The organism is Streptomyces xanthii (assembly GCF_014621695.1).
GTDB lineage: Bacteria > Actinomycetota > Actinomycetes > Streptomycetales > Streptomycetaceae > Streptomyces > Streptomyces xanthii.
On sequence record NZ_CP061281.1, the window covers coordinates 6,916,617 to 6,941,165 of the forward strand.

The 24,549-nt window shown below is 73.2% G+C and carries 21 protein-coding genes and 1 tRNA gene; 13 read left to right on the forward strand and 9 right to left on the reverse strand.

Annotated features, from left to right (window positions below):
• Positions 1–2 precede the first annotated feature (2 nt).
• Positions 3–410: a DUF5997 family protein gene (locus tag IAG42_RS31285; protein WP_188340311.1), complete on the reverse strand. Its 408-nt coding sequence runs from the start codon at positions 408–410 to the stop codon at positions 3–5.
• Between the two features lie 58 nt (positions 411–468).
• On the opposite strand from IAG42_RS31285, the gene IAG42_RS31290 reads away from it, so the two are divergent.
• Entirely contained in the window at positions 469–1,245 is a 777-nt protein-coding gene (locus IAG42_RS31290) for a LysR family transcriptional regulator substrate-binding protein (RefSeq protein ID WP_188340312.1), read from the forward strand.
• Between the two features lie 245 nt (positions 1,246–1,490).
• Here IAG42_RS31290 and IAG42_RS31295 read toward each other — a convergent pair whose 3' ends face one another.
• A complete protein-coding gene (locus IAG42_RS31295) occupies positions 1,491–2,075 on the reverse strand; it encodes a TetR/AcrR family transcriptional regulator (RefSeq protein WP_188340313.1) in 585 nt (194 codons plus the stop codon).
• A 216-nt stretch (positions 2,076–2,291) separates the two neighbouring features.
• On the opposite strand from IAG42_RS31295, the gene IAG42_RS31300 reads away from it, so the two are divergent.
• The 6 genes from IAG42_RS31300 (at position 2,292) to IAG42_RS31325 (ending at position 7,895) form a co-directional block, all read left to right on the forward strand.
• Complete coding sequence (locus IAG42_RS31300; RefSeq protein ID WP_188340314.1) at positions 2,292–2,849, forward strand: 2Fe-2S iron-sulfur cluster-binding protein; 558 nt, start codon at positions 2,292–2,294, stop codon at positions 2,847–2,849.
• Complete coding sequence (locus tag IAG42_RS31305) at positions 2,846–3,838, forward strand: FAD binding domain-containing protein (RefSeq protein WP_188340315.1); 993 nt, start codon at positions 2,846–2,848, stop codon at positions 3,836–3,838. The genes IAG42_RS31300 and IAG42_RS31305 overlap by 4 nt, the downstream gene beginning before the upstream one ends.
• Positions 3,835–5,952 (forward strand): xanthine dehydrogenase family protein molybdopterin-binding subunit, encoded by a 2,118-nt coding sequence (locus IAG42_RS31310; RefSeq protein ID WP_188340316.1) that lies wholly within the window; start codon positions 3,835–3,837, stop codon positions 5,950–5,952. The genes IAG42_RS31305 and IAG42_RS31310 overlap by 4 nt, the downstream gene beginning before the upstream one ends.
• Positions 5,945–7,057, forward strand: coding sequence for an XdhC family protein (locus IAG42_RS31315; RefSeq protein WP_188340317.1), 1,113 nt, complete (start codon positions 5,945–5,947; stop codon positions 7,055–7,057). The genes IAG42_RS31310 and IAG42_RS31315 overlap by 8 nt, the downstream gene beginning before the upstream one ends.
• A gap of 28 nt (positions 7,058–7,085) precedes the next feature.
• Positions 7,086–7,161, forward strand: a tRNA-Leu gene (locus IAG42_RS31320).
• A gap of 23 nt (positions 7,162–7,184) precedes the next feature.
• Positions 7,185–7,895, forward strand: coding sequence for a VWA domain-containing protein (locus IAG42_RS31325; protein WP_188340318.1), 711 nt, complete (start codon positions 7,185–7,187; stop codon positions 7,893–7,895).
• 7 nt (positions 7,896–7,902) lie between these two features.
• Here the strand turns inward: IAG42_RS31325 and IAG42_RS31330 are convergent, their stop codons facing one another.
• The 4 genes from IAG42_RS31330 to IAG42_RS31345 all read right to left on the reverse strand — a co-directional run bounded on the left by IAG42_RS31330 (position 7,903) and on the right by IAG42_RS31345 (position 14,438).
• Positions 7,903–9,264 (reverse strand): vWA domain-containing protein, encoded by a 1,362-nt coding sequence (locus IAG42_RS31330; protein WP_188340319.1) that lies wholly within the window; start codon positions 9,262–9,264, stop codon positions 7,903–7,905.
• Entirely contained in the window at positions 9,261–10,118 is an 858-nt protein-coding gene (locus IAG42_RS31335) for an AAA family ATPase (protein ID WP_188340320.1), read from the reverse strand. Before IAG42_RS31335 ends, IAG42_RS31330 begins: the two co-directional genes overlap by 4 nt.
• A 139-nt stretch (positions 10,119–10,257) precedes the next feature.
• Positions 10,258–11,271, reverse strand: a complete 1,014-nt coding sequence (locus tag IAG42_RS31340) for a Ppx/GppA phosphatase family protein (protein ID WP_188340321.1) — start codon at positions 11,269–11,271, stop codon at positions 10,258–10,260.
• Positions 11,272–11,300: 29 nt separating this feature from the next.
• The gene (locus IAG42_RS31345) at positions 11,301–14,438 is read right to left on the reverse strand and encodes an acetyl-CoA carboxylase family protein (protein ID WP_188340322.1); all 3,138 of its coding nucleotides are present in this window, start codon (positions 14,436–14,438) and stop codon (positions 11,301–11,303) included.
• Positions 14,439–14,530: 92 nt separating this feature from the next.
• Between IAG42_RS31345 and IAG42_RS31350 the strand changes: the two genes are divergently transcribed.
• Together IAG42_RS31350 and IAG42_RS31355 are read left to right on the forward strand one after the other, a co-directional pair.
• Complete coding sequence (locus IAG42_RS31350; protein WP_188340323.1) at positions 14,531–15,172, forward strand: TetR/AcrR family transcriptional regulator; 642 nt, start codon at positions 14,531–14,533, stop codon at positions 15,170–15,172.
• Positions 15,173–15,200: 28 nt separating this feature from the next.
• Positions 15,201–16,856: an AMP-binding protein gene (locus tag IAG42_RS31355; RefSeq protein ID WP_188340324.1), complete on the forward strand. Its 1,656-nt coding sequence runs from the start codon at positions 15,201–15,203 to the stop codon at positions 16,854–16,856.
• Here IAG42_RS31355 and IAG42_RS31360 read toward each other — a convergent pair.
• From IAG42_RS31360 to IAG42_RS31370, 3 genes are all read right to left on the reverse strand, one after another.
• Positions 16,804–17,517, reverse strand: a complete 714-nt coding sequence (locus tag IAG42_RS31360) for an HAD family hydrolase (protein WP_188340325.1) — start codon at positions 17,515–17,517, stop codon at positions 16,804–16,806. The two genes, IAG42_RS31355 and IAG42_RS31360, sit on opposite strands and share 53 nt — an antisense overlap.
• Positions 17,518–17,549: 32 nt before the next feature.
• Positions 17,550–18,032, reverse strand: a complete 483-nt coding sequence (locus tag IAG42_RS31365; protein ID WP_188340326.1) for an Lrp/AsnC family transcriptional regulator — start codon at positions 18,030–18,032, stop codon at positions 17,550–17,552.
• Between the two features lie 98 nt (positions 18,033–18,130).
• Entirely contained in the window at positions 18,131–19,216 is a 1,086-nt protein-coding gene (locus IAG42_RS31370; protein ID WP_188340327.1) for a LacI family DNA-binding transcriptional regulator, read from the reverse strand.
• Between the two features lie 259 nt (positions 19,217–19,475).
• Here IAG42_RS31370 and IAG42_RS31375 point away from each other — a divergent pair, with 259 nt between their 5' ends.
• The 4 genes from IAG42_RS31375 to IAG42_RS31390 all read left to right on the forward strand — a co-directional run bounded on the left by IAG42_RS31375 (position 19,476) and on the right by IAG42_RS31390 (position 24,497).
• Entirely contained in the window at positions 19,476–20,750 is a 1,275-nt protein-coding gene (locus IAG42_RS31375; RefSeq protein WP_188340328.1) for an extracellular solute-binding protein, read from the forward strand.
• A gap of 98 nt (positions 20,751–20,848) precedes the next feature.
• Entirely contained in the window at positions 20,849–21,841 is a 993-nt protein-coding gene (locus IAG42_RS31380) for a carbohydrate ABC transporter permease (RefSeq protein ID WP_188340329.1), read from the forward strand.
• A 19-nt stretch (positions 21,842–21,860) separates the two neighbouring features.
• The gene (locus tag IAG42_RS31385) at positions 21,861–22,781 is read left to right on the forward strand and encodes a sugar ABC transporter permease (RefSeq protein WP_188340330.1); all 921 of its coding nucleotides are present in this window, start codon (positions 21,861–21,863) and stop codon (positions 22,779–22,781) included.
• A gap of 51 nt (positions 22,782–22,832) precedes the next feature.
• Positions 22,833–24,497: a glycoside hydrolase family 13 protein gene (locus IAG42_RS31390; protein ID WP_188340331.1), complete on the forward strand. Its 1,665-nt coding sequence runs from the start codon at positions 22,833–22,835 to the stop codon at positions 24,495–24,497.
• Positions 24,498–24,549: the final 52 nt, after the last annotated feature.

Sequence of the window (24,549 nt, forward strand, 5' to 3'; positions counted from 1 at the left end):
GCTCAGTCCTGGGCCTGACGGGCCTGGCGCTCGGCCTTCTCCGCGTGCATCTTCTTCACTCGGACGTTCTCCTTGCGGACCTCGGACTGCGTGGCACGCTCCTTCTGCAGCCACTCCGGGTTCTCGTCCTTCAGCGCCGCGATCTGGGCCGTCGTGAGCGCCTCCGTGACGCCGCCGCGGGCCAGGCCCGCGATGGAGATGCCCAGCTTCTCCGCGACCACCGGGCGCGGGTGCGGGCCCTCGGCGCGCAGGGTCTGCAGCCACTGCGGCGGGTCGGCCTGCAGGGCGGCCAGCTCGGCGCGCGAGACGACGCCCTCCCGGAACTCTGCGGGGGTGGCGTCGAGGTACACACCCAGCTTCTTCGCCGCGGTGGCGGGCTTCATGGTCTGGGTGCTCTGGTGCGAAGTCATGAGGTCAAGGGTATCGAGCGCGGCGGAGAGCTCCGACCACGGCGGGTAGCCTGGCTCCGTGACAGGCACGGAACAGACCCCCGCGGCGGACCCCTCGGCGACCCCCGGGTTCCGGCTCGCCTACGTACCCGGAGCGACCCCCGCCAAGTGGGTCCGGATCTGGAACGAGCGGCTGCCCGGGACCCCCCTGACCCTCGTCCCCGTGGCCGCGGCCGACGTGGACGGCGTGCTGCGCGGCGGGGAGGCGGACGCCGGTCTGGTGCGGCTGCCCGTGGACCGCACGTTCTTCAGCGCGATCCCGCTCTACACGGAGACCACCGTCGTCGTCGTGCCCAAGGACCACGTCGTGGCCGCCGTCGAGGAGGTCACGCTCGCCGACCTCGCCGACGAGATCGTGCAGCACCCGCTCGACGACGTGCTCGACTGGGAGCGCCCGCCCGGGCAGCCCGCCTTCGAGCGGCCCGCGACCACGGCCGACGCCATCGAGCTCGTCGCCGCCGGCGTGGGTTTGCTGATCGTGCCGCAGTCGCTGGCCCGGCTGCACCACCGCCGCGACCTCACCTACCGGACCGTGACGGACGCGCCCGGCTCCGCGGTGGCGCTCGCCTGGCCGGAGGAGCGCACCACGGACCAGGTCGAGGACTTCATCGGCATCGTGCGCGGCCGCACCGTGAACAGCTCCCGGGGCCGCACCCAGCCCGAGAAGAAGCAGCCGCAGAAGGACAAGAAGCCCCAGAAGAAGACCCAGAAGAAGCCGACCACGGCCGCCCGCCCCCGCTCAGCCACCAAGCAGTCCGGAGCCCGCCGAGGCGGCAAGCCCCGCAAGCGCTCGTAGGACGCCGCCCTTGGGGCAGCGGCGAAGCCGCACCCCCAGGGGCGCGGGGCCGAGTCGATATGCGGCTCCGCCGCGTAGGCGCTCGCGTTCCCGCTGCGGCGGCAAGCCGCAAGCGCTCGTAGGACGCCCTTGGGGCAGCGGCGAAGCCGCACCCCCAGGGGCGCGGGGAACTGCGCGACCAGCCACGACGAACCCGCACCCGGCGACGCACCACGACATGGCAGACGCGCCTCCCGAACCCCCGCTCAACCCGCGGAGCGCCCCGCCCGCAATCCGTCCATCACCAGATCGAGCAGCCGCCCGGCCCGAGGCTCCCAGTCGGAATGCGGATCGATCTGCCACAGCCCGGCGATCGCCAGCATGAAGTCGTCCGGGCTCACGCCGGGGCGAATCGCGCCCGCCCGGTCGTTCGCCGCGAGCAGCAGCTCCAGCGCCCCCGTCAGCGGACCCTGGGCCAGGGACTTGAACGTGCCCCGGGCGCTCGTCGCCGCGCACAGCGCGTCCGCGAGACCCGCCTTCGCCATCGCGTACCGGGCCAGCCGGTCCATCCACTCGCGCAGCGCCACCTCCGGCGCCCGCGTCCGCAGGAGCTGCTCCGCCGCGTCGGCGACCTGCTGCACCTCGTAGCGGTACACCTCCAGGACGAGCGCCTCGCGGCTCGGGAAGTTCCGGTAGAACGTGCCCTGACCGACCCCCGCGAGCCGGGCGATCGTGCTCAGTGGTGTCTGCGCCGAGCGCGTCAGCTCCACCAGGGCCACCTCGAGGATGCGCGCACGGTTGCGCTGCGCGTCCGCGCGCTGCGCGGGGCTCTTGTCCGGCTGCTGCCGCACGCCTCCTCCTTCGGCCGTGGCGCGGAAACGTCCTTGCTGGGCGGGACAGTTGTCGATTACGTTACTGAGCCGCAGAACGGACAACTGTCCGCTTAGCCCGCACTCTAACCCCGGCCCGGGCCGGCGACGACCACCGTCCGGCCACCGACCCCGCACCGCGCAGATTCGCAGATTCGCAGATTCTCCTCGCAACAGACCCGCGAAAGAAGGCTGTTCATGCCATCGGCCGACCCCGCCACGTCCAGCGTCATCACCCTGCAGATCAACGGGGAGAAGCACACGCTGCCCGTCGACCACCGCACCACCCTGCTCGACGCCCTGCGCGAGCGGCTCGACCTGACCGGGACCAAGAAGGGCTGCGACCACGGACAGTGCGGTGCCTGCACCGTGCTCGTCGGCGGCCGCAGGACCGTCGCCTGTCTGCAGCTCGCCGTCGCCGCCGAGGGCCGGGAGATCACCACCATCGAGGGCGTCTCCGAGGGCGACGCGCTGCACCCGGTGCAGCAGGCGTTCGTCGACCTCGACGGTTACCAGTGCGGCTACTGCACCCCCGGCCAGATCTGTTCCGCGCTCGCCGTCATCGAGGAGCACGCGGCCGGCTGGCCGTCCGCCGTGACCGAGGACGTGAGCCCCGAGGCGGCACCCCCGCCGCTGAGCCCCGAGGAGATCCGCGAGCGCATGAGCGGCAACCTGTGCCGCTGCGGCGCCTACGTCTCCATCGTCCGGGCCGTCGCCCAGGCCGCCGCCGCCACCCAGAAGGAGACCGTCGCGTGAGGGAGTTCGGATACGAGCGCGCCCTGGACGTGTCCGGAGCCGTCGCCCTCGCCGGCGCCGACCCCGAGACGCGCTTCCTCGGCGGCGGCACCAACCTCGTCGACCTGATGAAGGCGGGCGTCGAACGCCCCGGCCGGCTCGTCGACGTGACGGAACTGCCCCTGGACCGCGTCGAGTCCACCCCCGACGGCGGCCTGCGCGTCGGCGCCACCGTCACCAACAGCGACCTCGCCGCCCACCCGGACGTGCGCCGCCGCTACCCCGCCCTGACCCAGGCCGTGCTCGCCGGCGCCTCCGGCCAGCTGCGCAACATGGCGACCGTCGGCGGCAACCTGCTGCAGCGCACCCGCTGCGGCTACTTCACCGACGTGACCAAGCCCTGCAACAAGCGGAACCCGGGCAGCGGCTGCCCCGCCCTCGCCGGCGAGCACCGCAACGCCGCGATCCTCGGCGCGAGCGACGCCTGCGTCGCCGTGCACCCCTCCGACATGGGCGTCGCGCTCGCCGCGTTCGACGCCGTCGTCACCTACGAGACCGCCGACGGGCCCGGGGAGCTTCCGCTCGCCGACTTCTACCGCCCCGTCGGCGACACCCCGCACCTCGAGACGGCTTTGCCGGCCGGCGCGCTCGTCACGGGCCTCGTCCTGCCGCCCGCGCCCGTCGCCGCCCGCTCCCGCTACCGCAAGGTCCGCGAGCGCGCCTCGTACGCCTTCGCGATCGGGTCGGCCGCCGCGGCGCTGGAGGTCCGCGACGGCGTCGTCCAGGACGCCCGGCTCGCGTTCGGCGCGGTCGCCTCCCGTCCCTGGCGGGCCCGCGCCGCCGAGCAGGTCCTCATCGGGGCGCCCGCCACCGGCGAGACCTTCGCGGCCGCCGCCGACGCCGAGCTCTCCGCCGCGCGGCCGCTGCCGCAGAACACGTACAAGGTGCCACTGATGCGTAATCTCGTCGTGGCGCTGCTCACCGAACTCACCGAGGAGGCCGCCCGATGACGACCACGGCGAAACCCGACGCGGTCGGCGTCGCGCGCACCCGGATCGAGGGCCACGCCAAGGTCACCGGCGCCGCGCGCTACGCGAGCGAGATCCCGTTCACCGGCCTCACCCACGGCTGGCTCGTCCTGTCCACGATCGCCCGGGGCCGGATCACGGCGATCGAGGACGAGGCCGTCCGCGCCCTGCCCGGAGTCCTCACCGTCCTGCACCACGGCAACGCGCCGCGGGTCAGCGCCGAGTTCTTCGGCGCGCTCGGCCAGCCCGACCCGATCGTCGAGGTCTTCCAGCACGACAAGGTGCCGCACGCCGGCTGGCCCGTCGCGCTCGTCGTCGCCGAGACCTCCGAGCAGGCCCGCGAGGCCGCCGAGGCGCTCGTCGTCCGCTACGAGACCGAGCCGCACGACGTCGTCTTCGCCGCGGACCGGCCCGGCACCTACACGCCCGAGGGCCGCGAGGACTCCAAGGGCGACCTGGCGGCGGAACTCGCCGCCTCCGCCGTCGTCGTCGAGGCCTCGTACACGACGCCCGAGCAGCACCACAGCGCCATGGAGCCGCACGCGGTCACCGTCCGCTGGGACGGCGGCCGCCTGGAGGTCTTCGACGCCAACCAGGGCAGCAAGTGGGTCGCCGACGACCTCGCCCGCATGTTCTCCCTCGACCCCGAGACCGTGCACGTGCGCTCCGAGCACGTCGGCGGCGCCTTCGGCTCCAAGGGCCTGCGGGCGCACCACATCGCCGCCGTCATGGCCGCCACCGAGCTCCAGCGGCCCGTACGGATCTCGCTGACGCGCCGCCAGGTCTTCGCGATCACCGGCTACCGCAGCCCCACCGCCCAGCGGGTCCGGCTCGGTGCCGACGCCGACGGACGACTGCGCGCCTTCGAGCACGAGGCCCAGTGCATGACCTCGAACCTGCGCGAGTTCGTCGAGGCCAGCGCCGGGTACGGGCACGCCATGTACGCGACCGACGCGCTGCGCACCCTCGACCGGGTCACGCCCGTCGACGTGGCCACCCCGACCTGGATGCGCGCGCCCGGCGAGGCGCCCGGCTCCTTCGCCGTCGAGTCCGCGATCGACGAACTCGCCGAGCGGCTCGGCCTGGACCCGATCGCCCTGCGTGTGCGCAACGAGCCGACCGCCGCGCCCCTCTCCGGCCTCCCGTTCAGCAGCCGCAACCTGCTCGGCTGCCTGGAGGAGGGCGCCCGCCGCTTCGGCTGGAGCGAGCGCGACCCGCGCCCGCGTGCCCGCCGCGAGGGCCGCTGGCTCATCGGCACCGGTGTCGCCGCCGCCCGCTTCTTCACCGGCGCCGCTCCCTCGACCGCGTCCGTGACCGCCGAGCAGGACGGCACGTTCACGGTGAGGATCGCCGCCGCCGACGTCGGCACCGGCGCCCGCACCGCGCTCACCTCGATCGCCGCCGACGCCCTCGACGTTGCGCCCGAGCGGGTCCACGTCCGGATCGCCGACAGCGACTTCGGGCCCGCCTGGGTCGCGGGCGGCTCCATGGGCACCCGCTCCTGGGGCTGGGCCGTCATGGCCGCCGGCGCGGAACTGCGCGAGAAGCTCGTCGCCGGGGTCGACATCCCCGCCGACGGCATCACCGCCCGCACCGACACGGCCGCGCTGATCGCCACCCTCGCCGAGAAGGAACGGCACGCGTTCGGCGCCCAGTTCGCCGAGGTCGCCGTCGACGTCACCACCGGAGAGGTACGGGTGAGGCGGCTGCTCGGCGTCTTCGCGGCGGGCCGCATCGTCAACCCGCTCACCGCGCGCAGCCAGCTGATCGGCGGCATGACCTGGGGCCTGTCGATGGCGCTGCACGAGGAGGCCGTCCGCGACGAGGCGACCGGCGGGCACGTCGGCGCCGACTTCGCCGGGTACCACGTCGCCGCCAACGCGGACGTGCCGGAGATCGAGGCCGCCTGGATCGACGACCCGGACCCCGACGACCCCGTCGGCATCAAGGGCATCGGCGAGATCGGCATCGTCGGCACCGCCGCCGCCATCGCCAACGCGGTGCACCACGCGACCGGCTTCCGCCACCGCGACCTGCCGATCCGCCCCGACCGGGTGCTGCTCGCCGAGGCCGGAGGGGACACGCCGCATGCTTGACCTCGCCGGGCCGCTCGGTGAATGGGCCGCGCAGGGCCGGGAGTTCGCCGTCGCCACCGTCGTCTCGGTGAGCGGCAGCGCGCCCCGGCCGCCCGGCGCGGCCCTCGCCGTCGACGCGGCGGGCGAGGCGATCGGCTCGGTGTCCGGAGGCTGCGTCGAGGGCGCGGTGTACGAACTGTGCGCCGAGGCGCTGCGCGACGGCACCGTGCGGCGCGAGCGCTTCGGGTACAGCGACGACGACGCGTTCGCCGTGGGGCTCACCTGCGGCGGCAGCGTCGAGGTGCACGTCGTCCCGGTCCGGGCGGACTCGCCCGGCCGGGCCGCGCTCACCGAGGCGTTCGCGCTCGCCGCGCGCGGCGAACCGGTGGCGCTCGCCCGGGTCCTCGACGGGCCCGGCGAACTGCCCGCCGACGGCCGCGTGCTCATGGTGCGGCCCGACGGTTCGACCGCCGGGGACCTGGGCTCGGCGGACGACGCCGCGCTCGCCGCGCAGACCGGCGCACTGCTCGACCTCGGGCGGACCGGGGTGTGCGCGGTGCCCGAGAGCTCGGCGCGCTGCGGCGGCGACGTCTCCCTGTTCGTGGAGTCGTCGGTGCCGCCGGCGCGGATGATCGTGTTCGGCGCGGTGGACTTCGCCGGGGCGCTCGTCCGGGTCGGCAAGCTGCTCGGCTTCCACGTGACCCTGTGCGACGCCCGCGCCGTGTTCGCGACGCCGACCCGCTTCCCTGAGGCGGACGAGGTCGTCGTCGAATGGCCCGATCGCTATCTGCGGGGCACGCGCACCGACGAGCGGACGGTGCTGTGCGTGCTCACGCACGACGCCAAGTTCGACGTGCCGCTCCTGGAGGAAGCGCTGCGCCGGCCCGCCGCGTTCATCGGGGCGATGGGCTCGCGCCGCACCCACGAGGACCGACTGGAGCGGCTGCGGGAGGCGGGCCTGACCGACGCCGAACTGGCACGGCTGCGCTCGCCGATCGGGCTCGACCTCGGCGGACGCACGCCGGAGGAGACGGCCGTGTCGATCGGGGCGGAGATCGTCGCGGCACGCCGGGGCGGAACGGGCGCGCCGCTGAGCGGTCTGGCCGGGCCGATCCATCGCGCATGAGCGGACGGGCTGGGTAGGATCCGGGCGGGCGGGTGTAGCGCAGTGGTCGTCGCGCCTCACACAGCATGAGAGGAGGACGCCGGTTCGAATCCGGCCACCCAGCCCACCCGAGACGAAGGAGCCGCGGATGCCGATCAGCTTCGACAAGGTGCCCGCCGGGCTCGTCGACCTCGCGAAGACCGCCGCGGTCTCCCTGGAGAAGCAGGGCCTCGCCGGGCGCCGCGCGGCCGTGTACCTCGTGCTCGACCGCTCGGGCAGCATGCGCAGGTACTACCGGGACGGCAGCGTCCAGCACCTGGCCGAGCAGGCGCTCGGCCTCTCCGTGAACCTGGACGACGACGGGATCGTGCCGACCGTCTTCTTCGACAGCCACGCCCACCCGGCCGTCGACATCGGCCTCGACGACTACGCGGGCCGCGTCGCACAACTCCACGACAGCCTCGGGCACATGGGCACCACCGACTACGCGGCCGCCATGGACGCCGTCATCGACCACTACCTCGACAGCGGCACCGAGCACCCCGCGTTCGTCATCTTCCAGACCGACGGCTCGCCCGACTCCCGGCGAGCCGCCGAGCAGACCCTGTGCCGGGCCGCGCGCCTGCCCCTGTTCTGGCAGTTCGTCGGATTCGGCCCCGACCGCTTCGACTTCCTGCGCAAGCTCGACGAACTGGCCGTCCCCGCACGCCGCGTGGTCGACAACGCGGGCTTCTTCCCGGCCGGCAAGAACCCCCGGAAGATCCCCGACGCCGACCTGTACGACCGGCTCATGGGGGAGTACCCCGACTGGCTGCGCGCCGCGGCCGCCGCCGGGGTGCTCGCCCACGGGGCGGGCTGACAGGGCGTCACACCGGCAGCAGCCGCCCCACCAGCGCGCTCAACTGCCGGGCGTTGCGGCACTCGTACATCGGCACCACGTCCCCGTACACGCCCGCCGCGGAGTCTCCCGTGTCCCAGAGCGACGTCGGCTCCGGATTCAGCCAGTAGGTGCGGCGGGCCGTGCGGGCGATGCGGCGCAGGGACGGCACGTTCGGGTTCTGCTGGTTGTTCCGGGCGTCGCCGAGGACGAAGACCGTCGTGCGCGGCCCCACCGCCGCCTCGTAGCGCTCGACGAACTCGCCGAGAGCCGTGCCGTAGTCGCTGCTGCCGTGCCAGCCCGTGATCGCCGCCTCCGCCGTGATGCGGGCGCCCAGGCCGTCCGGGTCCGCCGTGCCGTGCTCCAGGAGCCCGGTGACCTCGTCGATCCGGTTGACGAACGCGAAGACGCGGACCTTGCTGAACTGATCGTGCAGGGCCTGGACGAGCAGCATCGTGAAGTTCGCGAAGCCCGCGACCGAGCCCGACACGTCGCACAGCAGCACCAGTTCGGGGCGGGCCGGGCGGCGTCTGCGCAGCACCGGGCGCATCGGCACGCCGCCCGTCGACAGCGAGCCGCGCAGCGTGCGGCGCAGGTCGATGTGGCCGCGGGCCGCCCGCCGCCGGCGCGCCGCGAGCCGGGTCGCCAGCTTGCGGGCCAGCGGGTGCACCGCCCGGCGCAGCTCCGCGAGCTGCGCCTTGCCCGCGTACAGGAAGTCGGCCCGGTCCGCCGTCCGCACCGCCATGCGGCGCGCGATCTCGTCCGTGCCGCGCCGCTCGGCGACCCGGCGGCGGGCCTCCGCCCGCACCAGCTCGCGGAAGTCCTCGATGCGGGCCCGGACCTCGTCGGCCGCGATCCGGTCGGTGAACGCGCCGGAGGCGGCCGACCCGGAGCCCGCCATGACGCGGGCCAGCAGGGTCTGCGGGCGCAGCCGGTCCAGGGTCTGGTGCGCCGAGTAGCCGTCCGAGCCCGGCGTCGAGCCGTAACCGCCGAGCCCGTCCACGGCCTCCGCCGCGAGACCGGCGAGCGCCGCCCGGTCGTTCGCCGCGAGCGCCTCGGCGAGCCGCTCGCGCAGCTCGTCCCGGTCGAAGCCGTCGCCCGGCCGGCCGGGGGCGCCGATCCCGCGCGGGAAGTACAGCTCGAAGACCGGGTCGAACACGGCCCGCTGGCCCTGGTCGTGCAGCAGTGCCGAGGCGAGGCCCTCGCGCAGATGCTCCCGGTTGTCGAGGCCCAGCTCGGCGACGGCCCGCGCCGCGTCCACGCTCTCGCCCGTGCCGATCCGGACGCCGTGCGTGCGCAGCGCCCGTACGAGATCGGTCACCCGGTCCGCGACCGTCGGGACGGTGCTCACACGGCGTCCAGGTCGAGCTTGGCGGCGGCCGTGCGCACGTCCTCCTGGTGCTTGAGGACGACGCCGAGCGACTGGCGCACGACCTCCTCGTCGAGCCGGTCCGCGCCGAGCGCGAGGAGCGTGCGCGCCCAGTCGACCGTCTCCGCGACCGACGGCGCCTTGCGCAGGTCCATCGCCCGCAGCGCGCCCACGACCCGGACCAGGGACTCGGCCAGGACCGCGTCCAGTCCGGGCACCTTCAGCGCGACGATCCGGCGCTCCAGTTCGGCGTCGGGGAAGTCGATGTGCAGGAACAGACAGCGGCGGCGCAGCGCCTCCGACAGCTCCCGGGACGCGTTCGAGGTCAGCACCACGAACGGGCGGCGCTCCGCGGTGATCGTGCCCAGCTCCGGCACCGTCACCTGGAAGTCGCTGAGCACCTCCAGGAGCAGGCCCTCCACCTCGACGTCGGCCTTGTCCATCTCGTCGACGAGCAGCACCTTCGGGTCCGTGCCCCGGATCGAGGTCAGCAGCGGCCGCGTCAGCAGGTACTCCTCGCTGAAGATGTCCGAACGCGTCCGGTCCCACGTCTCGTCACGGCCCGCCGTGATCCGCAGCAACTGCTTCGCGTGGTTCCACTCGTACAGCGCGCGGGACTCGTCGACGCCCTCGTAGCACTGGAGCCGGACGAGCCGGGCGTCGGTGATCGCCGCGACGGCCTTCGCCAGCTCGGTCTTGCCGACTCCCGCCGGGCCCTCGACGAGCAGCGGCTTGCCGAGCCGGGCGGCGAGGAAGACGGTGGTGGCCACCGCGGGCGAGGCGAGATAGCCGGTCTCGGCCAGGCGCGCGGTGACATCGTCCACGGACGCGAACAACGGGGCCTCCAGCGTGATGCGATACGGAACCCCAGCTGACCAGCACGGACCCCACCCCACAAGGGGCGCCGCCGCTTCATGGTGAACGTCACGTCCGCCGGGATGCGCCGTGGGGCCCGTGTCACCCGCGCCGACGCCCTCACCCCCGCACGGCGAACCGCAGCCCCTCCTGCGGGAGCGGGTCCCTCATGTGGGGCAGGACCGGGTCCGTCAGGCCGTTCCACCAGGCCGTGTCGCCCTCTATGCGGCGCAGCAGGATGCCCTCGCGGATCGCCCAGGGGCACAGGGTCAGTTCACGGACGTCCATGAGCTTCATCGCCGTGTGGCCGACCAGCGCGCCTGCCAGGGACTGGGCCGCGCGGGGCGCCGAGATGCCGGGGAGCGCGGCGCGGTCGGCGGCGGGGAGCACCGCGAGTTCGGAGATCGCGGTGCGCAGCGCCCGGCGGCTCAGACGGCGTTCCGTGAACGGTCCGTGGCGGCCCGGGGCCGCCCCGCACAGCCGCGCCAGCTGCGTGAACGTACGCGAGGTCGCCGCCATCGTCAGCGGGCCCTCCCAGCGGATCCGCGCGGCCACGTCCCGGAGTTGATGCCGGACGTGACGGCGCAGCGCCTTGAGCGACTCCTCCGTCGGCGGGTCCTCGTCCTGCGACAGGTGCTCGCGCGTCAGCCGGCGCGCCCCCAGCGGCAGCGACACCGCGAAGCTCGGCTCGCGGCCCCGCCCGAACGCGACCTCCAGCGAGCCGCCGCCGATGTCGAGCACGCCGAGCGGTCCGGCCCGCCAGCCCAGCCAGCGGCGCGCCGCGAGGAACGTCAGTTCCGCCTCCACCTCGCCGGGCAGCACCCGCAGCCGCAGCCCCGCGCCCTCGTGCACGGCCCGCAGCACCTCGTCCCGGTTCGGCGCGTCCCGGACGATCGCCGTGGCGAACGCGAACGGCTCGTCGCTGCCCCAGCGCCGGGCCTCGTCCCGCGCCGCGGCGACCGCCTCGACGATCTCCGACACCGTCTCGGGGCCGAGCCGCCGGTCGTCGTCGACCCGGTCGGAGAGCCGCAGCCGGCGCTTCGCCGTGTGCACCGGCAGCGGCGCCCCGTCGGCCGCGTCCGCGATCGCGAGACGCACCGTGTTCGACCCGACATCCACCACACTGATCCGCATGATCGTCGGAGTACCCCTCAGCTCGCCGGTCAATGCCGCGCCGCCGCCGGCGCGTCCAGCGCGGACAGCAACCAGGCGCGGGACGCGGCCGGGTCGATCACCCCGTCGATCTCCAGCGCGGCCGCCGCGTTGACCGCCTTGCCGTGCTCGTACAGTTCGGCGACCCGCTCCTGGAAGGCCCGCTCGCGCTCGGCCGGGTCGGCGATCGCGGCGAGCTCCCTGCGGTAGCCGAGCCGCACCGCGCCCTCGAGCCCCATCCCGCCGAACTCACTGCTCGGCCAGGCCGCCGTGGCGAGCGGCGCCCGCGTCGAGCCGCCCATCATGGCCATCGCCCCGAGCCCGTACGCCTTGCGCAGCACCAGGCACACGAGCGGAACCGTGAGCCGCGCCCCGGCCACGAACAGATCCGCGAACTGCCGTACCGTCGCCGTGCGTTCGGCGTCCGGGCCGACCATGAAGCCCGGGGTGTCGCACAGCGAGAGCACCGGCAGCCCGAACGACTCGCACAGCCGCAGGAAGCGCGCCGCCTTGTCGGCCGCGTCCCGGTCCAGCGCACCGCCCAGATGCCCGGGGTTGTTCGCGAGCAGCCCCATCGGCCGGCCCTCGACCCGGATCAGCGCCGTCACCACACCGACCCCGAACCCGCGCCGCAGTTCGAGCACCGAGCCGGCATCGGCCAGCCCCTCGACCGCGGCCCGCACGTCGTAGGCCCGCCGCCGGTTCTCCGGCACCACATGCCGCAGCAGCCGCTGGTCCGCAGCCTCCCAACCCCCTTGCACCCCCTGGAAGTACGACAGGTAGGCGCGGGCCACCCGCACCGCCTCCGCCTCGTCGGCGACCGGCAGGTCGACCACCCCGTTCGGCACCTGCACCGACAGCGGCCCGATGTCCTCCGGCCGGTGCACGCCCAGCCCGCCGCCCTCGATCATCGCCGGACCGCCCATCCCGATGTTCGCCTCCGGCGTCGCGATCACGACGTCGCAGGAACCGAGCAGCGCCGCGTTCCCCGCGAAGCAGCGGCCGGACGCGATGCCGACCAGCGGCACCCGGCCGCTGAGCCGCGCCATGTGATGGAACGTCGTCACGTTCAGCCCGGCGACCGCAGTCGAGTCCGTGTCCCCGGGCCGGCCGCCCCCGCCCTCCGCGAACAGCACGACCGGCAGCCCGCGCCGCTCCGCGACCTCCAGCATCCGGTCCGTCTTGGCGTGGTTGTTCATGCCCTGCGTCCCGGCGAGCACCGTGTAGTCGTACGACATGGCGACGACCGGCGCGCCGTTGACCCGGCCCGTGCCGGTGACCATCCCGTCGGCGGGCGTGTCCCGGATCAGCTCCTCCAGCGGGCGCCGGCGGCGCTGCGCCGCGACCGCCAGCGCGCCGAACTCGGTGAACGTGCCCGGGTCGCAGAGGTCCTCCAGGTTCTCGCGCGCCGTCCGCCGGCCCGCCGCGTGCCGCTTGGCGACCGCCCCCGGCCGGTTCTCGTCCAGCCCGAACGAGTGCCGCGCCACGACCTCCGCCAGATCGGGCCGCACCGCGTCGAGGTCCACCGGCCCGGCGTCCTCCCGCTCCGCGGGCCCCGCCTCGCCCGGATCCAGCAGCACCAGCTCCGCGCCCTCGGCGACCGTCTCCCCGACCGCCGACCGCAATTCCCTGACGACACCGGCCTGTTCGGCGCGCACCACGTGCTCCATCTTCATGGCCTCCAGGACGACGAGCACCGCGCCCGCCGCGACCGCCCGGCCGGGCTCCGCCTCCACCGCGACGACCGTGCCGCTCATCGGCGCGACGAGCGTGCCCGCGTCCGTGTCCGGCCGGGACGCCTCGGGCGGCGCCAGCTCGGCGAGGTGCCGCTCGACGAAGCCCGTGTCGACGCCGCCCGCCGTGAAACCGGGATGGCCGAGCAGCGCGCGCAGCAGCGGCACCCCCGTCGAGACGCCCTCCACCACGAACTCGTCCAGCGCCCGCAGGGCCCGCCCGCACGCCGCGTCCGGACCGCCGCCCGGCGCGTGCGCCACGACCTTGGCGAGCAGCGAGTCGAAGCGCGTGCCGATCTCCGTACCGGTGCGCACCGCCGTGTCCACCCGCACCCCGGGCCCCGTCGGCAGATCGAAGCGGGTGATCCGCCCGGCGGAGGGACGCACCGCGCCGTCCGCCGCCGTGGTCTCCGCGTTGACCCGGACCTGCACCGCGAACCCGCGCGGCGCGGGCGGGGCACCGGCCAGTCCCAGGTCGGCGAGCCGCTCGCCCGCCGCGATCCGCAGCTGCGCCGCGACGAGGTCGACGCCGGTCACCTCCTCGGTCACCGTGTGCTCCACCTGAAGGCGCGGATTGGCCTCCATGAACACGAACTCCTCGCCCCGCACCAGGAATTCGACCGTGCCCACGCCCTCGTAGCCGGCCGCGCGGGCGAGCCGCAGCGCGCTGTCGAGCAGCCGGTCCCGCACCGCCGCGTCCAGTCCGGGCGCGGGCGCGATCTCCACCAGCTTCTGGTGCCGCCGCTGCGCGCTGCAGTCCCGGTCCCACAGGTGCGCCACCGCACCGGAGCCGTCCGCGACGATCTGCACCTCGATGTGCCGGGCGCCCTCCCACAGCCGCTCCACGTACAACTCGGCCCGCCCGAAGGCCTGCCGTGCCTCCGACGCGCACCGCTCCCACGCCGCGCCGAGCTCCGACGGCGTGCGCACGACGCGCATCCCGCGCCCGCCGCCCCCGCCGAGCGCCTTCACCATCACCGGCCCGCCCGCGAGGAACTCCCGCGCCTCGTCGAGCGAGGTCGCGCCGAGCGTGCCCGGCAGCACCGGCACCTCCGCCTCGACGGCGAGGGCCCGTGCCCGGGCCTTGTCGCCGAACAGGTCGAGGACCTCGGGGGAGGGGCCGACGAAGACGATCCCGGCCTCGGCGCAGCGCCGGGCCAGCTCGGACGACTCGCTCAGGAACCCGTACCCCGGATGCAGATACCCGCAGCCCGTGCGCCGCGCGGCGTCCACCAGCGCGGCCGCGTCGAGACAGCCCCCGGCCGCGAGCGCCGCCTTCTCGTCGGCGGCCCGCACATGCGCCTCGTCACCCGGCTCGTGCACGGCGACCGTGCGCATCCCCAGTTCGGCGGCCGCGCGCAGCACCCGTACGGCGATCTCCCCGCGATTGGCGACGAGGACGGCGGCAGACCCCATGAGCTCCTCCGGTGAAGGTCGTGGTCGGACGGGCGTGGACGGATGTCCGTCAGCTTCATTGACATTGACGTCAACGTCAATACTCTGGGCCCGTGGCACGCAGACAGCAGACGCAGCAGGAATGGGCGACGCGCACGGCCCGCGACCGCACGGACGCACCGGCCCGCGGCCGGCTCCTCGACGCCGCCGAGACCGTCTTCGCGCGCCTCGGACACGGTCCGGCGACCATCGCCCACATCACCGCCGAGGCCGAGGTCTCCCGGGCCGGCTTCTACGTGTACTTCGCCTCCAAGGACGAGGTGTTCCGGGTGCTCGCGGCGCGGGTGCGGGACGCGTTCCTCGCCGCGCAGGACGTGCCGGGCGTCGACACCGACGACGTACCGGCCGTCGCCGCGGCCTCCACCGCGGCCTTCGTCACCGCCTACGCCCACCACCTGCCGCTCCTCTCCCTGATCGAGCAGCAGGCGCGCACCGACGCCGAGGTGCGGGCGCTGTGGGAGGAGATCCGCGAGCGTCCCGTGCGCCGCGCCGCGCGCTACGTGCGCCGCGTCGCCGCCGAGGGCCTCGCCCACCCCGTCGTCGACCCGCTCACGCTGTCCCGCGCGGTCGGCGGCATGAGCGTGGAGTTCGCCCGGCTCGTCGCCGAGCGGCCGGACACCCGCGACGCGGCGGTCCGCGACGTGACCGCCATGTACCTGCACCTCCTCGGTATCGGAGCAGCAGCGCAGCAGTAGCCGCACACCATGAGTAGGGAGCCGCACGTTGACCACCGGCACACACGTCGAGGCGTACCTGACCGACCTGCGGGCACGGCAGGCGAAGTCCCGCGCGGGCCGCCAGCCCGCCCGCACCGTCCATCCCGCGGGCGAACTCACCGTCCCCGCCCACATAGCCCGCTGGGCCGCGCTCCACCCCGATCGCCCCGCCCTGGTCACCGACGACGGCACGCTCGACTACCGCGCGCTCGACGACCTCTGCGCCCGCGTGGCCGGCCGGCTGCACGACGAGGGCGTACGGCCCGGCGACCGCGTCGGCGTCTTCCTGCCCAACGGCGCGCGCTTCGTCGTCACCATGCTCGCCGTGCTGCGCCTCGGCGCCGTGCACGTGCCCGTCAACCCGATGTTCCGCGCGGCCGAACTGCGGCACGAACTGACCGACGCCGCCCCCGAGGTCGTCGTCACCCACGACCCGCTGCTGCCCGTCCTCGACGAGGTGCGCGCCGACACCCCCGTCCGCACCGTCCTCGCCGACGCCGACTGGCCCGCCGCGACCGCGCACGACCGCCACGAGCCGATCGCCGACGACCTCGACGCGCTCGCCGCCCTCAACTACACCGGCGGCACCACCGGCATGCCCAAGGGCTGTGAACACACCCAGCGGCACATGGTCTACACGGCCACCGCCATCGAGAACGGCCGCGCCGCGGACCCCGCCGCCCGCACCGAGCGCATCGTCTCGCTCTGCTACCTCCCCGTCTTCTGGATCGCCGGCGAGAACCTCGGCATCCTCGCCCCGCTCGTCTCCGGCGGCACCAGCGTGCTCCTGACCCGCTGGAACGCGGGCGCCGTGCTGCGCGCCATCGGCGAGCACGGCGTCACCACGCTCGCCGGGACGGTCGAGAACTACCTCGAACTCCTCGACCGTTTCGAGCTGTCCCGCCACGACCTGTCCACGCTGACCGCGCCGCTCACCGTGTCCTTCATCCGCAAGCTCACCCCCGACATCCGGGCCCGCTGGAAGGCGGCCGTCGGCGAGCACAGCGTCCTGCGCGAGGCCTCGTACGGGATGACCGAGACGCACACCAGCGACACCAACACCCTCGGCTTCCAGGACGGCGACCACGACCTGGTCAGCGACCCCGTCTTCTGCGGACTGCCGGTGCCCGGCACCGACTTCATGGTCGTCGACTTCGTCACCGGCGACCCGCTGCCCCTCGGCGAGCGCGGCGAGATCGTCGTCCGCGGCCCCTCCGTCCTCACCCGCTACTGGCGCGCGCCCGCCGCCACCGCGAGCGCCCTGCGCGACGGCTGGCTGCACACCGGCGACATCGGCGCCCTCGACGAGGACGGCTGCCTGCACTACCTGGGCCGCAACAAGGACATGATCAAGGTCAAGGGCATGAGCGTCTTCCCGACCGAGGTCGAGACGCTGCTCGGACAGCACCCCGAGGTGCTCGCCGCCGCGGTCGTCGCCGTGCCCGACCCCGACAGCGGCGAGCGCCCGCACGCCTTCGTACGGGTCGCCGAGGGCTCCGCGCTGACCGGCGAGGCCCTGCGCGCGTGGGCCGCCACGACCATGGCCGGCTACAAGATCCCGCAAGTCGTCGAGGTCGTCCCCGAACTGCCGCTCACCCCGACCGGGAAGATCAGGAAGACGGAGCTGACCGCTCGAGCCACTCGCACGCGGCCCGCGCCGTGAACTCCTCCTGACCGCCCTTGAAGAGCAGGTCCACGGTGGTGAACGCGGGGTCGCCGGCCTGCGCGGCGACGTACGGTACGGCGATGCAGCGCATGCCCGCCGCGTGCGCCGCCGCGGCCCCCGGTGCCGCGTCCTCCAGGACCACGCAGTGCCGCGGCGCCACCCCGAGCCGGCGGGCCGCCTCCAGGAACACGTCGGGGGCCGGCTTGCCGTGCTCGACCTCGTCCGCCGAGACGTACCGCGACAGCTGCCCGGTCAGCCCCGTCCCCGCGAGGATCGCCTCGATGGCCTCCGGGGACGAACCCGAGGCGACGATCATCGGGACGCCCTCCGCGTGCAGGTGCTCCAGGAACAGCCGCATCTGCGGGAACACGTGCGTCTCGGCGCGGGCCAGCTCCAGATAGCGGGCGTTCATGTCGTCGAGCAGCTCGTCCGCGGGCGCCGCGATGCCGTACCGGCGCTTCCAGATCCCGATGGTCTCCAGCGTGGAGATGCCGACGTACTTCTCGTGGTCGGCCCACGTGAAGTCCGTGACGCCGTACCGGGCGAGCGTGCCGAGCGCCGCCCGGAAGTAGTTGGGCTCGCTGTCCACGAGGGTGCCGTCCAGATCGAAGACGACGGCCGTCGTGCCGAGCCGGTACGCGGGCAGATGGTCGCTCATGCCTTCCAGCATGCAGGAACCGGCGGCCCGGATCACCTGCGCTCGGCTGCCGCGCGCCCGATCGCCTCGACCAGCGGCAGCACCCGGTGCGGGACCCGCTCGCGCAGCGCCACCTCGGTGCGGGTGCGGACGACCCCGGGCAGCCGGTTGAGCTGCTGCACGATGTCCTCCAGGTGCCCCGCGTCGCGCGCCGCGACCCGGGCGAGGAGGTCGCCGCCGCCGGTGATCGAGTACGCCTCGATGATCTCCGGAACGCCCGCCAGGTCGTCGCCCACGTCGGCGAGGTGCCCCTGGGTGACCTCGATGTGCACGAAGGCCAGCACCGGGTGCCCGAGCGCGGCGGGGGAGAGGGTGGGCGCCGTGCCGGTGATCACGCCGTCCCGCTCCAGACGGTCCAGCCGGGCCTGGAGCGTGCCCCGGGCGACCCCGAGGATCCGCGCGTACTCGCGCACACTCGTACGCGGCTGCTCCAGGAGCAGCCGCAGAATCCGGGTGTCGAGCTGATCCACGGCCATCGGCGGCGTGCTCCCTACGGCATGGCGACAGGTGGTACGAGTCAGGCGCCACCGACTGTACCAATGGCCCGACACGCCCGCCCGGCCCGACAACCCCTTCAGGACCGACCGGTCACCCCAGGTCCCGATGCCGTCGAGCCGCGCACCACCAGTTCCGGCATGAAGACGAACTCGGTGTGCGGGGTGGGCGTTCCGCCGATCTCCTCCAGGACCGCGCGGACCGCCGCCTGGCCCATGGCCTGCACCGGCTTGCGCACCGTCGTCAGGGGCGGGTCGGTGAACGCGATCAGCGGGGAGTCGTCGAAGCCGACCACCGACACGTCGTCCGGGACCTCCAGGCCCCGCCGGCGCGCCTCGCGGATCGCGCCGAGGGCCATCATGTCGCTCGCGCACACGATCGCCGTGCAGCCGCGGTCGAGCAGGTCGGAGGCCGCGGCCTGGCCGCCCTCCAGCGTGTAGAGGGAGTGCTGGACGAGCTCGCGTTCGATGTCCTCGGGCGCGAGAGAGAAACGGTCCTGCATCGCGCGCACGAAGCCCTCGATCTTGCGCTGCACCGGCACGAACCGCTTCGGACCGAGCGCGAGCCCGATCCGGCTGTGTCCGAGCGCCGCGAGATGCGTGACGGCGAGCTGCATCGCGGCCCGGTCGTCCGGCGAGATGAACGGCGCCTGCACCTTGGGCGAGAAGCCGTCCACGAGGACGAACGGGACGCCCTGGGCCCGCAGTTGCTCGTAGCGCTGGGTGTCCGCCGTGGTGTCGGCGTGCAGTCCGGAGACGTAGATGATGCCGGTGACCCCGCGGTCGACGAGCATCTCGGTCAGCTCGTCCTCGGTGGAGCCGCCGGGAGTCTGCGTGGCCAGCACCGGCGTGTAGCCCTGGCGGGTCAGCGCCTGGCCGATGACCTGCGCGAGCGCCGGGAAGATCGGGTTCTCCAGCTCGGGCGTGATCAGGCCGACCAGGCCCTCGCTGCGGCGGCGCAGCCGGACCGGCCGCTCGTAGCCGAGCACGTCGAGGGCGGCGAGCACGGACTGCCGGGTGGCGGAGGCGACGCCGGGCTTCCCGTTCAGCACGCGGCTGACCGTCGCCTCGCTGACACCGGCCTGCGCCGCGATGTCGGCCAGGCGGGCGGTCGCGGGCGGGGACGGCACGGGCCGGCGGCCGGCCTGTGCGGGCAGCTGCGTCATCGCACTCCTCGTAGAGCAACAGGACAAGACCTCAGATGATCCCTGTGTGACGGCCCCGTGGCAAGACCTTGCAGAGCCTTGCAGCCGGGCAAGAGAGAGCAAAAACGGGCAAATCGCATAACGCTTGCAGCTCGGGCTGCAAAATTTTTCAGCAAGGTCTTTCGTACGGCTTACCGCGCTGTTACGTTCACGTCGCCCGGCGGCCGCAGCGGCCCAGTCGGCAGAGCCAAACACGGGCTTTCACCCTCTAGGAGATCTCATGCGGCGTGGCATAGCGGCCACCGCGGTGGTGGCGTCCCTCGCACTCGCGGCGACGGCCTGCGGCGGAAGTGACGAGGACGGCGGCAAGGCGTCGGGCCCGGTCACCATCACCTGGTGGGACACCTCGAACGCGACGAACGAGGCCCCCACGTACAAGGCCCTGGCCAAGGAGTTCGAGAAGGCGAACCCCGGCATCAAGGTCAAGTACACCAACGTGCCCTTCGACCAGGCGCAGAACAAGTTCGACACCGCCGCCGGCGCGAGCGGCGCCCCGGACGTGCTGCGCGCCGAGGTCGGCTGGACGCCCGCGTTCGCGAAGAAGAGCTACCTGCTGCCGCTCGACGGCACCGAGGCCCTCGCCGACCAGGACAAGTTCCAGCCGAGCCTGATCAAGCAGGCCCAGTTCGACGGCAAGACCTACGGCGTGCCGCTGGTCACCGACACCCTGGCCCTCGTCTACAACAAGGCGCTCTTCAAGAAGGCGGGCATCAACGAGGCGCCCACCACCTGGGAGGAGCTGAAGGCCGACGCGGCCAAGGTCAAGGACAAGACCGGCGTCGACGGCTACTGGGCCTCCACCGCGGGCTACTACGCCCAGCCGTTCCTCTTCGGCGAGGGCACCGACACCGTCGACGCCCAGGGCAAGAAGATCACCATCTCCTCCGCCGCCGCCAAGAAGGGCCTGACCACCTGGAAGGGCATGTTCGACGGCAAGGGCCTGCACAAGGCCGATGCCACCGCGGACGCCTACGCCCACATCCAGGACGCGTTCGTCAGCGGCAAGGTCGCCGCGATCATCCAGGGCCCCTGGGAGATCACGAACTTCTACAAGGGCTCGGCGTTCAAGGACAAGGCGAACCTCGGCATCGCCACCGTCCCGGCCGGCTCCAGCGGCAAGGCCGGCGCCCCGACCGGCGGACACAACCTGTCCGTCTACGCGGGCTCCGACAAGGCCCACCAGGCGGCGTCGCTCAAGTTCGTCAAGTGGATGACCTCCGCGAAGGCGCAGGAGCAGATCGCCCTGAAGAACTCGACGCTGCCCACCCGCGAGGACGCGTACACCGCGAAGGTCACCGCCGACCCGGGCATCGCCGGCTACCAGAAGGTGCTCCCCGCCGCCCAGCCGCGCCCCGAGCTGCCCGAGTACAGCTCGCTGTGGACGCCGATGGACCAGGAGCTCCCGAAGGTCGCGACCGGCAAGGAGTCCCTCGACAAGGGTCTCGGCAACCTCGAGACGGCCTTCACCAAGCTGGTCCCCGGCTTCACCAAGTGACCCCGGCGGTCCCGTAGCGCAAGCGGCCGGTTCGCGCCCCGAAGGGGGAGGGCGCGAACCGGCGTCGAACCGCCCCGCCCCATGCAGAAGGTGCCCGCATGACCCTCGCCGTCGAACGACCGGCCACCAAGAGCCGCCCGCCGCGCCCCGGACCGATCCGGCGCCTCAAGGACTCGTACCGCAAGTACTGGTACGCGTACGCGATGATCGCCCCGGTCGTCGTCGTGCTCGGCGTCCTCGTCGGCTACCCGCTCGCACGGGGCTTCTACCTGACGCTCACCGACGCCAACAGCCTGAACTCGGCGCGCACGATCGGCGTCAACCACATCGACGCCACCTACCAGTTCATCGGCCTCGACAACTACGCCGACATCCTGTGGGGCCCCGCCTCCTACGACCGCTTCTGGTCCCACTTCATCTGGACCGTCGTCTGGACGGCCGTCTGTGTCGCCCTGCACTACGTCATCGGCCTCGGCCTCGCGCTGCTGCTCAACGAGAAGATGCGCGGCCGCACCCTCTACCGGCTGCTGCTCATCCTGCCCTGGGCGGTGCCCACCTTCGTCACCGTCTTCGCGTGGCGGATCATGCTCGCCGACTCCGGGATCATCAACTCCACCCTCGGCTCGCTGCACCTGCCGCAGCCGCAGTGGCTGGAGGACCCCACGTTCCAGCGGATCGCCGCGATCCTCGTCAACACCTGGTGCGGCGTCCCGTTCATGATGATCTCGCTGCTCGGCGGACTCCAGTCCATCGACTCCTCGCTCTACGAGGCCGCCGAGATGGACGGCGCGAACGCCTGGCAGCGCTTCCGGCACATCACCCTGCCGGGCCTCAGGTCGGTCAGCTCCACCGTCGTGCTCCTCGGCGTGATCTGGACCTTCAACCAGTTCGCCATCATCTTCCTGCTGTTCGGCAACACGGCGCCGGACGCCCAGATCCTCGTCACCTGGGCCTACCGGCTCGGCTTCGGCCAGCAGCCGCGCGACTTCGCCCAGTCCGCCGCCTACGGCGTGCTGCTGCTGTCGATCCTCACCGTCTTCACGACCTTCTACTACCGCTGGTTGAAGCGCAATGAGCAGCTCGCCGTCTGACGCCGCAGGAGCCACCACCATGAGCACCACGACCGCACCGCAGATCCCCGCGGCGCAGACCGCGACCGACGACGACCGCCCGGCCGGCAAGGAACCCAAGGTGCGCCGCCGGGGCGAGCGCGGCCCGCTGGGCAAGGCGGTCGCGCACGGCGTCCTCGGCATCGCGAGCCTCATCGCCCTGTTCCCGATCGTCTGGCTCGTCTACCTGTCCTTCGGCCCGGACAAGGACGACTACCTGCACCCCGGCGGCATCGCCGGCAAGGCGACACTCTCCAACTACTCGCAGGTGCTGCAGCACACCAACTTCTTCCAGTGGATGGAGTCGACGCTGATCATCGCGCTCGGCACCACCCTCGTCGGAGTCCTGTTCGCCGCGACGACCGGCTACGCGGTCTCCCGCATGCGCTTTCCCGGCTACCGGCCGCTGATGTGGGTCCTGCTGCTCACGCAGGCGTTCCCCATCGCCGTCCTCATCGTGCCGATGTACGAGATCTTCTCGGAGCTGGGCCTCATCGACACGTACCAGGGCGTGATCCTGGTCAACTGCACCACGATCGTCCCCTACTGCACCTGGCTGATGAAGGGCTACTTCGACACCGTCCCGATCGAGATCGACGAGGCCGGCCGGATCGACGGACTGAGCCCCTTCGGCACCTTCTGGCGGCTCATCCTGCCGCTGGCCAAGCCGGGCATCGCCGTCGCCGCGTTCTACAGCTTCATCACGGCGTTCGCCGAGGTGCCCTTCGCGTCCACGTTCCTGCTCGACGACTCCAAGTACACCTTCGCGGTGGGCCTGCAGAGCTTCATCAGCGAGCACGACGCCCAGTGGAACCTGATGGCCGCCACCGCGGTGTTGATCGCCATCCCGGTCACCGCCTTCTTCTACCTTGTCCAGAAGCACCTGGTCACCGGCCTCACGGCAGGCGGCACCAAGGGCTGAACCCCCACCCACGACCGACCAGTTGCCAGCTCCTTACGCAGCAAGGACACCATGAGCCAGCACCCCACCGACACCGCACCGGCCGGCGCCACGACCACCCGCGAGGCCGCGGACTGGTGGCGCGACGCCGTCATCTACCAGGTGTACCCGCGCAGTTTCGCCGACAGCGACGGCGACGGCACGGGCGACCTCGAAGGCATCCGGCAGCGCCTGCCGTACCTGCGCGACCTGGGCGTGGACGCGGTCTGGCTGAGCCCGTTCTACGCCTCCCCGCAGGCCGACGGCGGCTACGACGTCGCCGACTACCGGGCCGTCGACCCCATGTACGGCACCCTTCTCGACGCCGACGCCGTCATCCGGGACGCCCACGGGCTCGGCCTGCGCGTCATCGTCGACCTCGTGCCCAACCACTCCTCCGACCAGCACGAGTGGTTCAAGCGCGCCGTCGCCGAGGGCCCCGGCTCGCCGCTGCGCGAGCGCTACCACTTCCGCCCCGGAAAGGGCGCGCACGGCGAACTGCCGCCCAACGACTGGGAGTCCATCTTCGGCGGCCCCGCCTGGACCCGGCTCCCCGACGGCGAGTGGTACCTGCACCTCTTCGCCCCCGAGCAGCCCGACCTGAACTGGGAGCATCCGGCCGTCGCCGACGAGTTCCGCTCCATCCTGCGGTTCTGGCTCGACATGGGCGTCGACGGCTTCCGTATCGACGTCGCCCACGGCCTGGTCAAGGCCGAGGGCCTGCCCGACCTCGGCGGCCACGACCAGCTCAAGCTGCTCGGCAACGACGTCATGCCGTTCTTCGACCAGGACGGCGTCCACGCCGTCTACCGCTCGTGGCGGCTCATCCTCGACGAGTACGACGGTGACCGCATCTTCGTCGCCGAGGCCTGGACTCCGACCGTCGAGCGCACCGCGAACTACGTGCGCCCCGACGAGCTGCACCAGGCCTTCAACTTCCAGTACCTGGGCGCCCCCTGGGAGGCCGAGGAGCTGCGCCGCATCATCGACAGCTCCCTCGACGCCATGCGCCCCGTCGGCGCCCCGGCCACCTGGGTCCTGTCCAACCACGACGTCACCCGGCACGCCACGCGCTACGCCAACCCGCCGGGCCTCGGCACCCAGATCCGTACCCCCGGCGACCGCGAACTCGGCCTGCGCCGGGCCCGCGCCGCCACCCTCCTGATGCTGGCGCTGCCCGGCTCCGCCTACGTCTACCAGGGCGAGGAGCTCGGCCTGCCCGACGTCACCGACCTGCCCGACGAGGTGCGCCAGGACCCGTCGTTCTTCCGCGCCCAGGGCCAGGACGGCTACCGCGACGGCTGCCGGGTGCCGATCCCGTGGACCCGCACCGGCTCCTCGTACGGCTTCGGCAGCGGGGGCAGCTGGCTGCCGCAGCCCGAGAGCTGGGGCGAGCTGAGCGTCGAGGCGCAGTCCGGCGTCGCCGGCTCCACCCTGGAGCTGTACCGCGCCGCGCTCGCCGTGCGCCGCGAGGAGCCGGGCCTCGGCGCCGGCACCGACGTGGTGTGGGACGACGAGGTGCCGCCGGGCATCCTGCGGTTCGACCGGCCGGGCTTCGCCTGCACCGTGAACACCACCGGAACCGCTGTGCGCATCGCCGCCCCCGGCCGGGTGCTCCTCGCCTCGGGGCCGGTCACCGTCGCCGACGGCCTGGTCGAGCTGACCGCCGACACGACCGTGTGGTGGGCCACCGCGTAGGACAGGGAAGAAGGGGGCCGGTGCGGTGCGCACCGGCCCCCTTCTCCCGTTC

Excerpts from the sequence above, each read along its gene's own strand:
- IAG42_RS31365 (WP_188340326.1), bottom strand. The coding sequence starts at position 18,032 with ATGGCCGTGGATCAGCTCGACACCCGGATTCTGCGGCTGCTCCTGGAG.
- IAG42_RS31385 (WP_188340330.1), top strand. The coding sequence starts at position 21,861 with ATGAGCACCACGACCGCACCGCAGATCCCCGCGGCGCAGACCGCGACC.
- IAG42_RS31285 (WP_188340311.1), bottom strand. The coding sequence starts at position 410 with ATGACTTCGCACCAGAGCACCCAGACCATGAAGCCCGCCACCGCGGCG.
- IAG42_RS31345 (WP_188340322.1), bottom strand. The coding sequence starts at position 14,438 with ATGGGGTCTGCCGCCGTCCTCGTCGCCAATCGCGGGGAGATCGCCGTA.
- IAG42_RS31310 (WP_188340316.1), top strand. The coding sequence starts at position 3,835 with ATGACGACCACGGCGAAACCCGACGCGGTCGGCGTCGCGCGCACCCGG.
- IAG42_RS31325 (WP_188340318.1), top strand. The coding sequence starts at position 7,185 with ATGCCGATCAGCTTCGACAAGGTGCCCGCCGGGCTCGTCGACCTCGCG.
- IAG42_RS31315 (WP_188340317.1), top strand. The coding sequence starts at position 5,945 with ATGCTTGACCTCGCCGGGCCGCTCGGTGAATGGGCCGCGCAGGGCCGG.
- IAG42_RS31360 (WP_188340325.1), bottom strand. The coding sequence starts at position 17,517 with ATGAGCGACCATCTGCCCGCGTACCGGCTCGGCACGACGGCCGTCGTC.
- IAG42_RS31340 (WP_188340321.1), bottom strand. The coding sequence starts at position 11,271 with ATGCGGATCAGTGTGGTGGATGTCGGGTCGAACACGGTGCGTCTCGCG.
- IAG42_RS31370 (WP_188340327.1), bottom strand. The coding sequence starts at position 19,216 with ATGACGCAGCTGCCCGCACAGGCCGGCCGCCGGCCCGTGCCGTCCCCG.
- IAG42_RS31375 (WP_188340328.1), top strand. The coding sequence starts at position 19,476 with ATGCGGCGTGGCATAGCGGCCACCGCGGTGGTGGCGTCCCTCGCACTC.
- IAG42_RS31300 (WP_188340314.1), top strand. The coding sequence starts at position 2,292 with ATGCCATCGGCCGACCCCGCCACGTCCAGCGTCATCACCCTGCAGATC.
- IAG42_RS31380 (WP_188340329.1), top strand. The coding sequence starts at position 20,849 with ATGACCCTCGCCGTCGAACGACCGGCCACCAAGAGCCGCCCGCCGCGC.
- IAG42_RS31390 (WP_188340331.1), top strand. The coding sequence starts at position 22,833 with ATGAGCCAGCACCCCACCGACACCGCACCGGCCGGCGCCACGACCACC.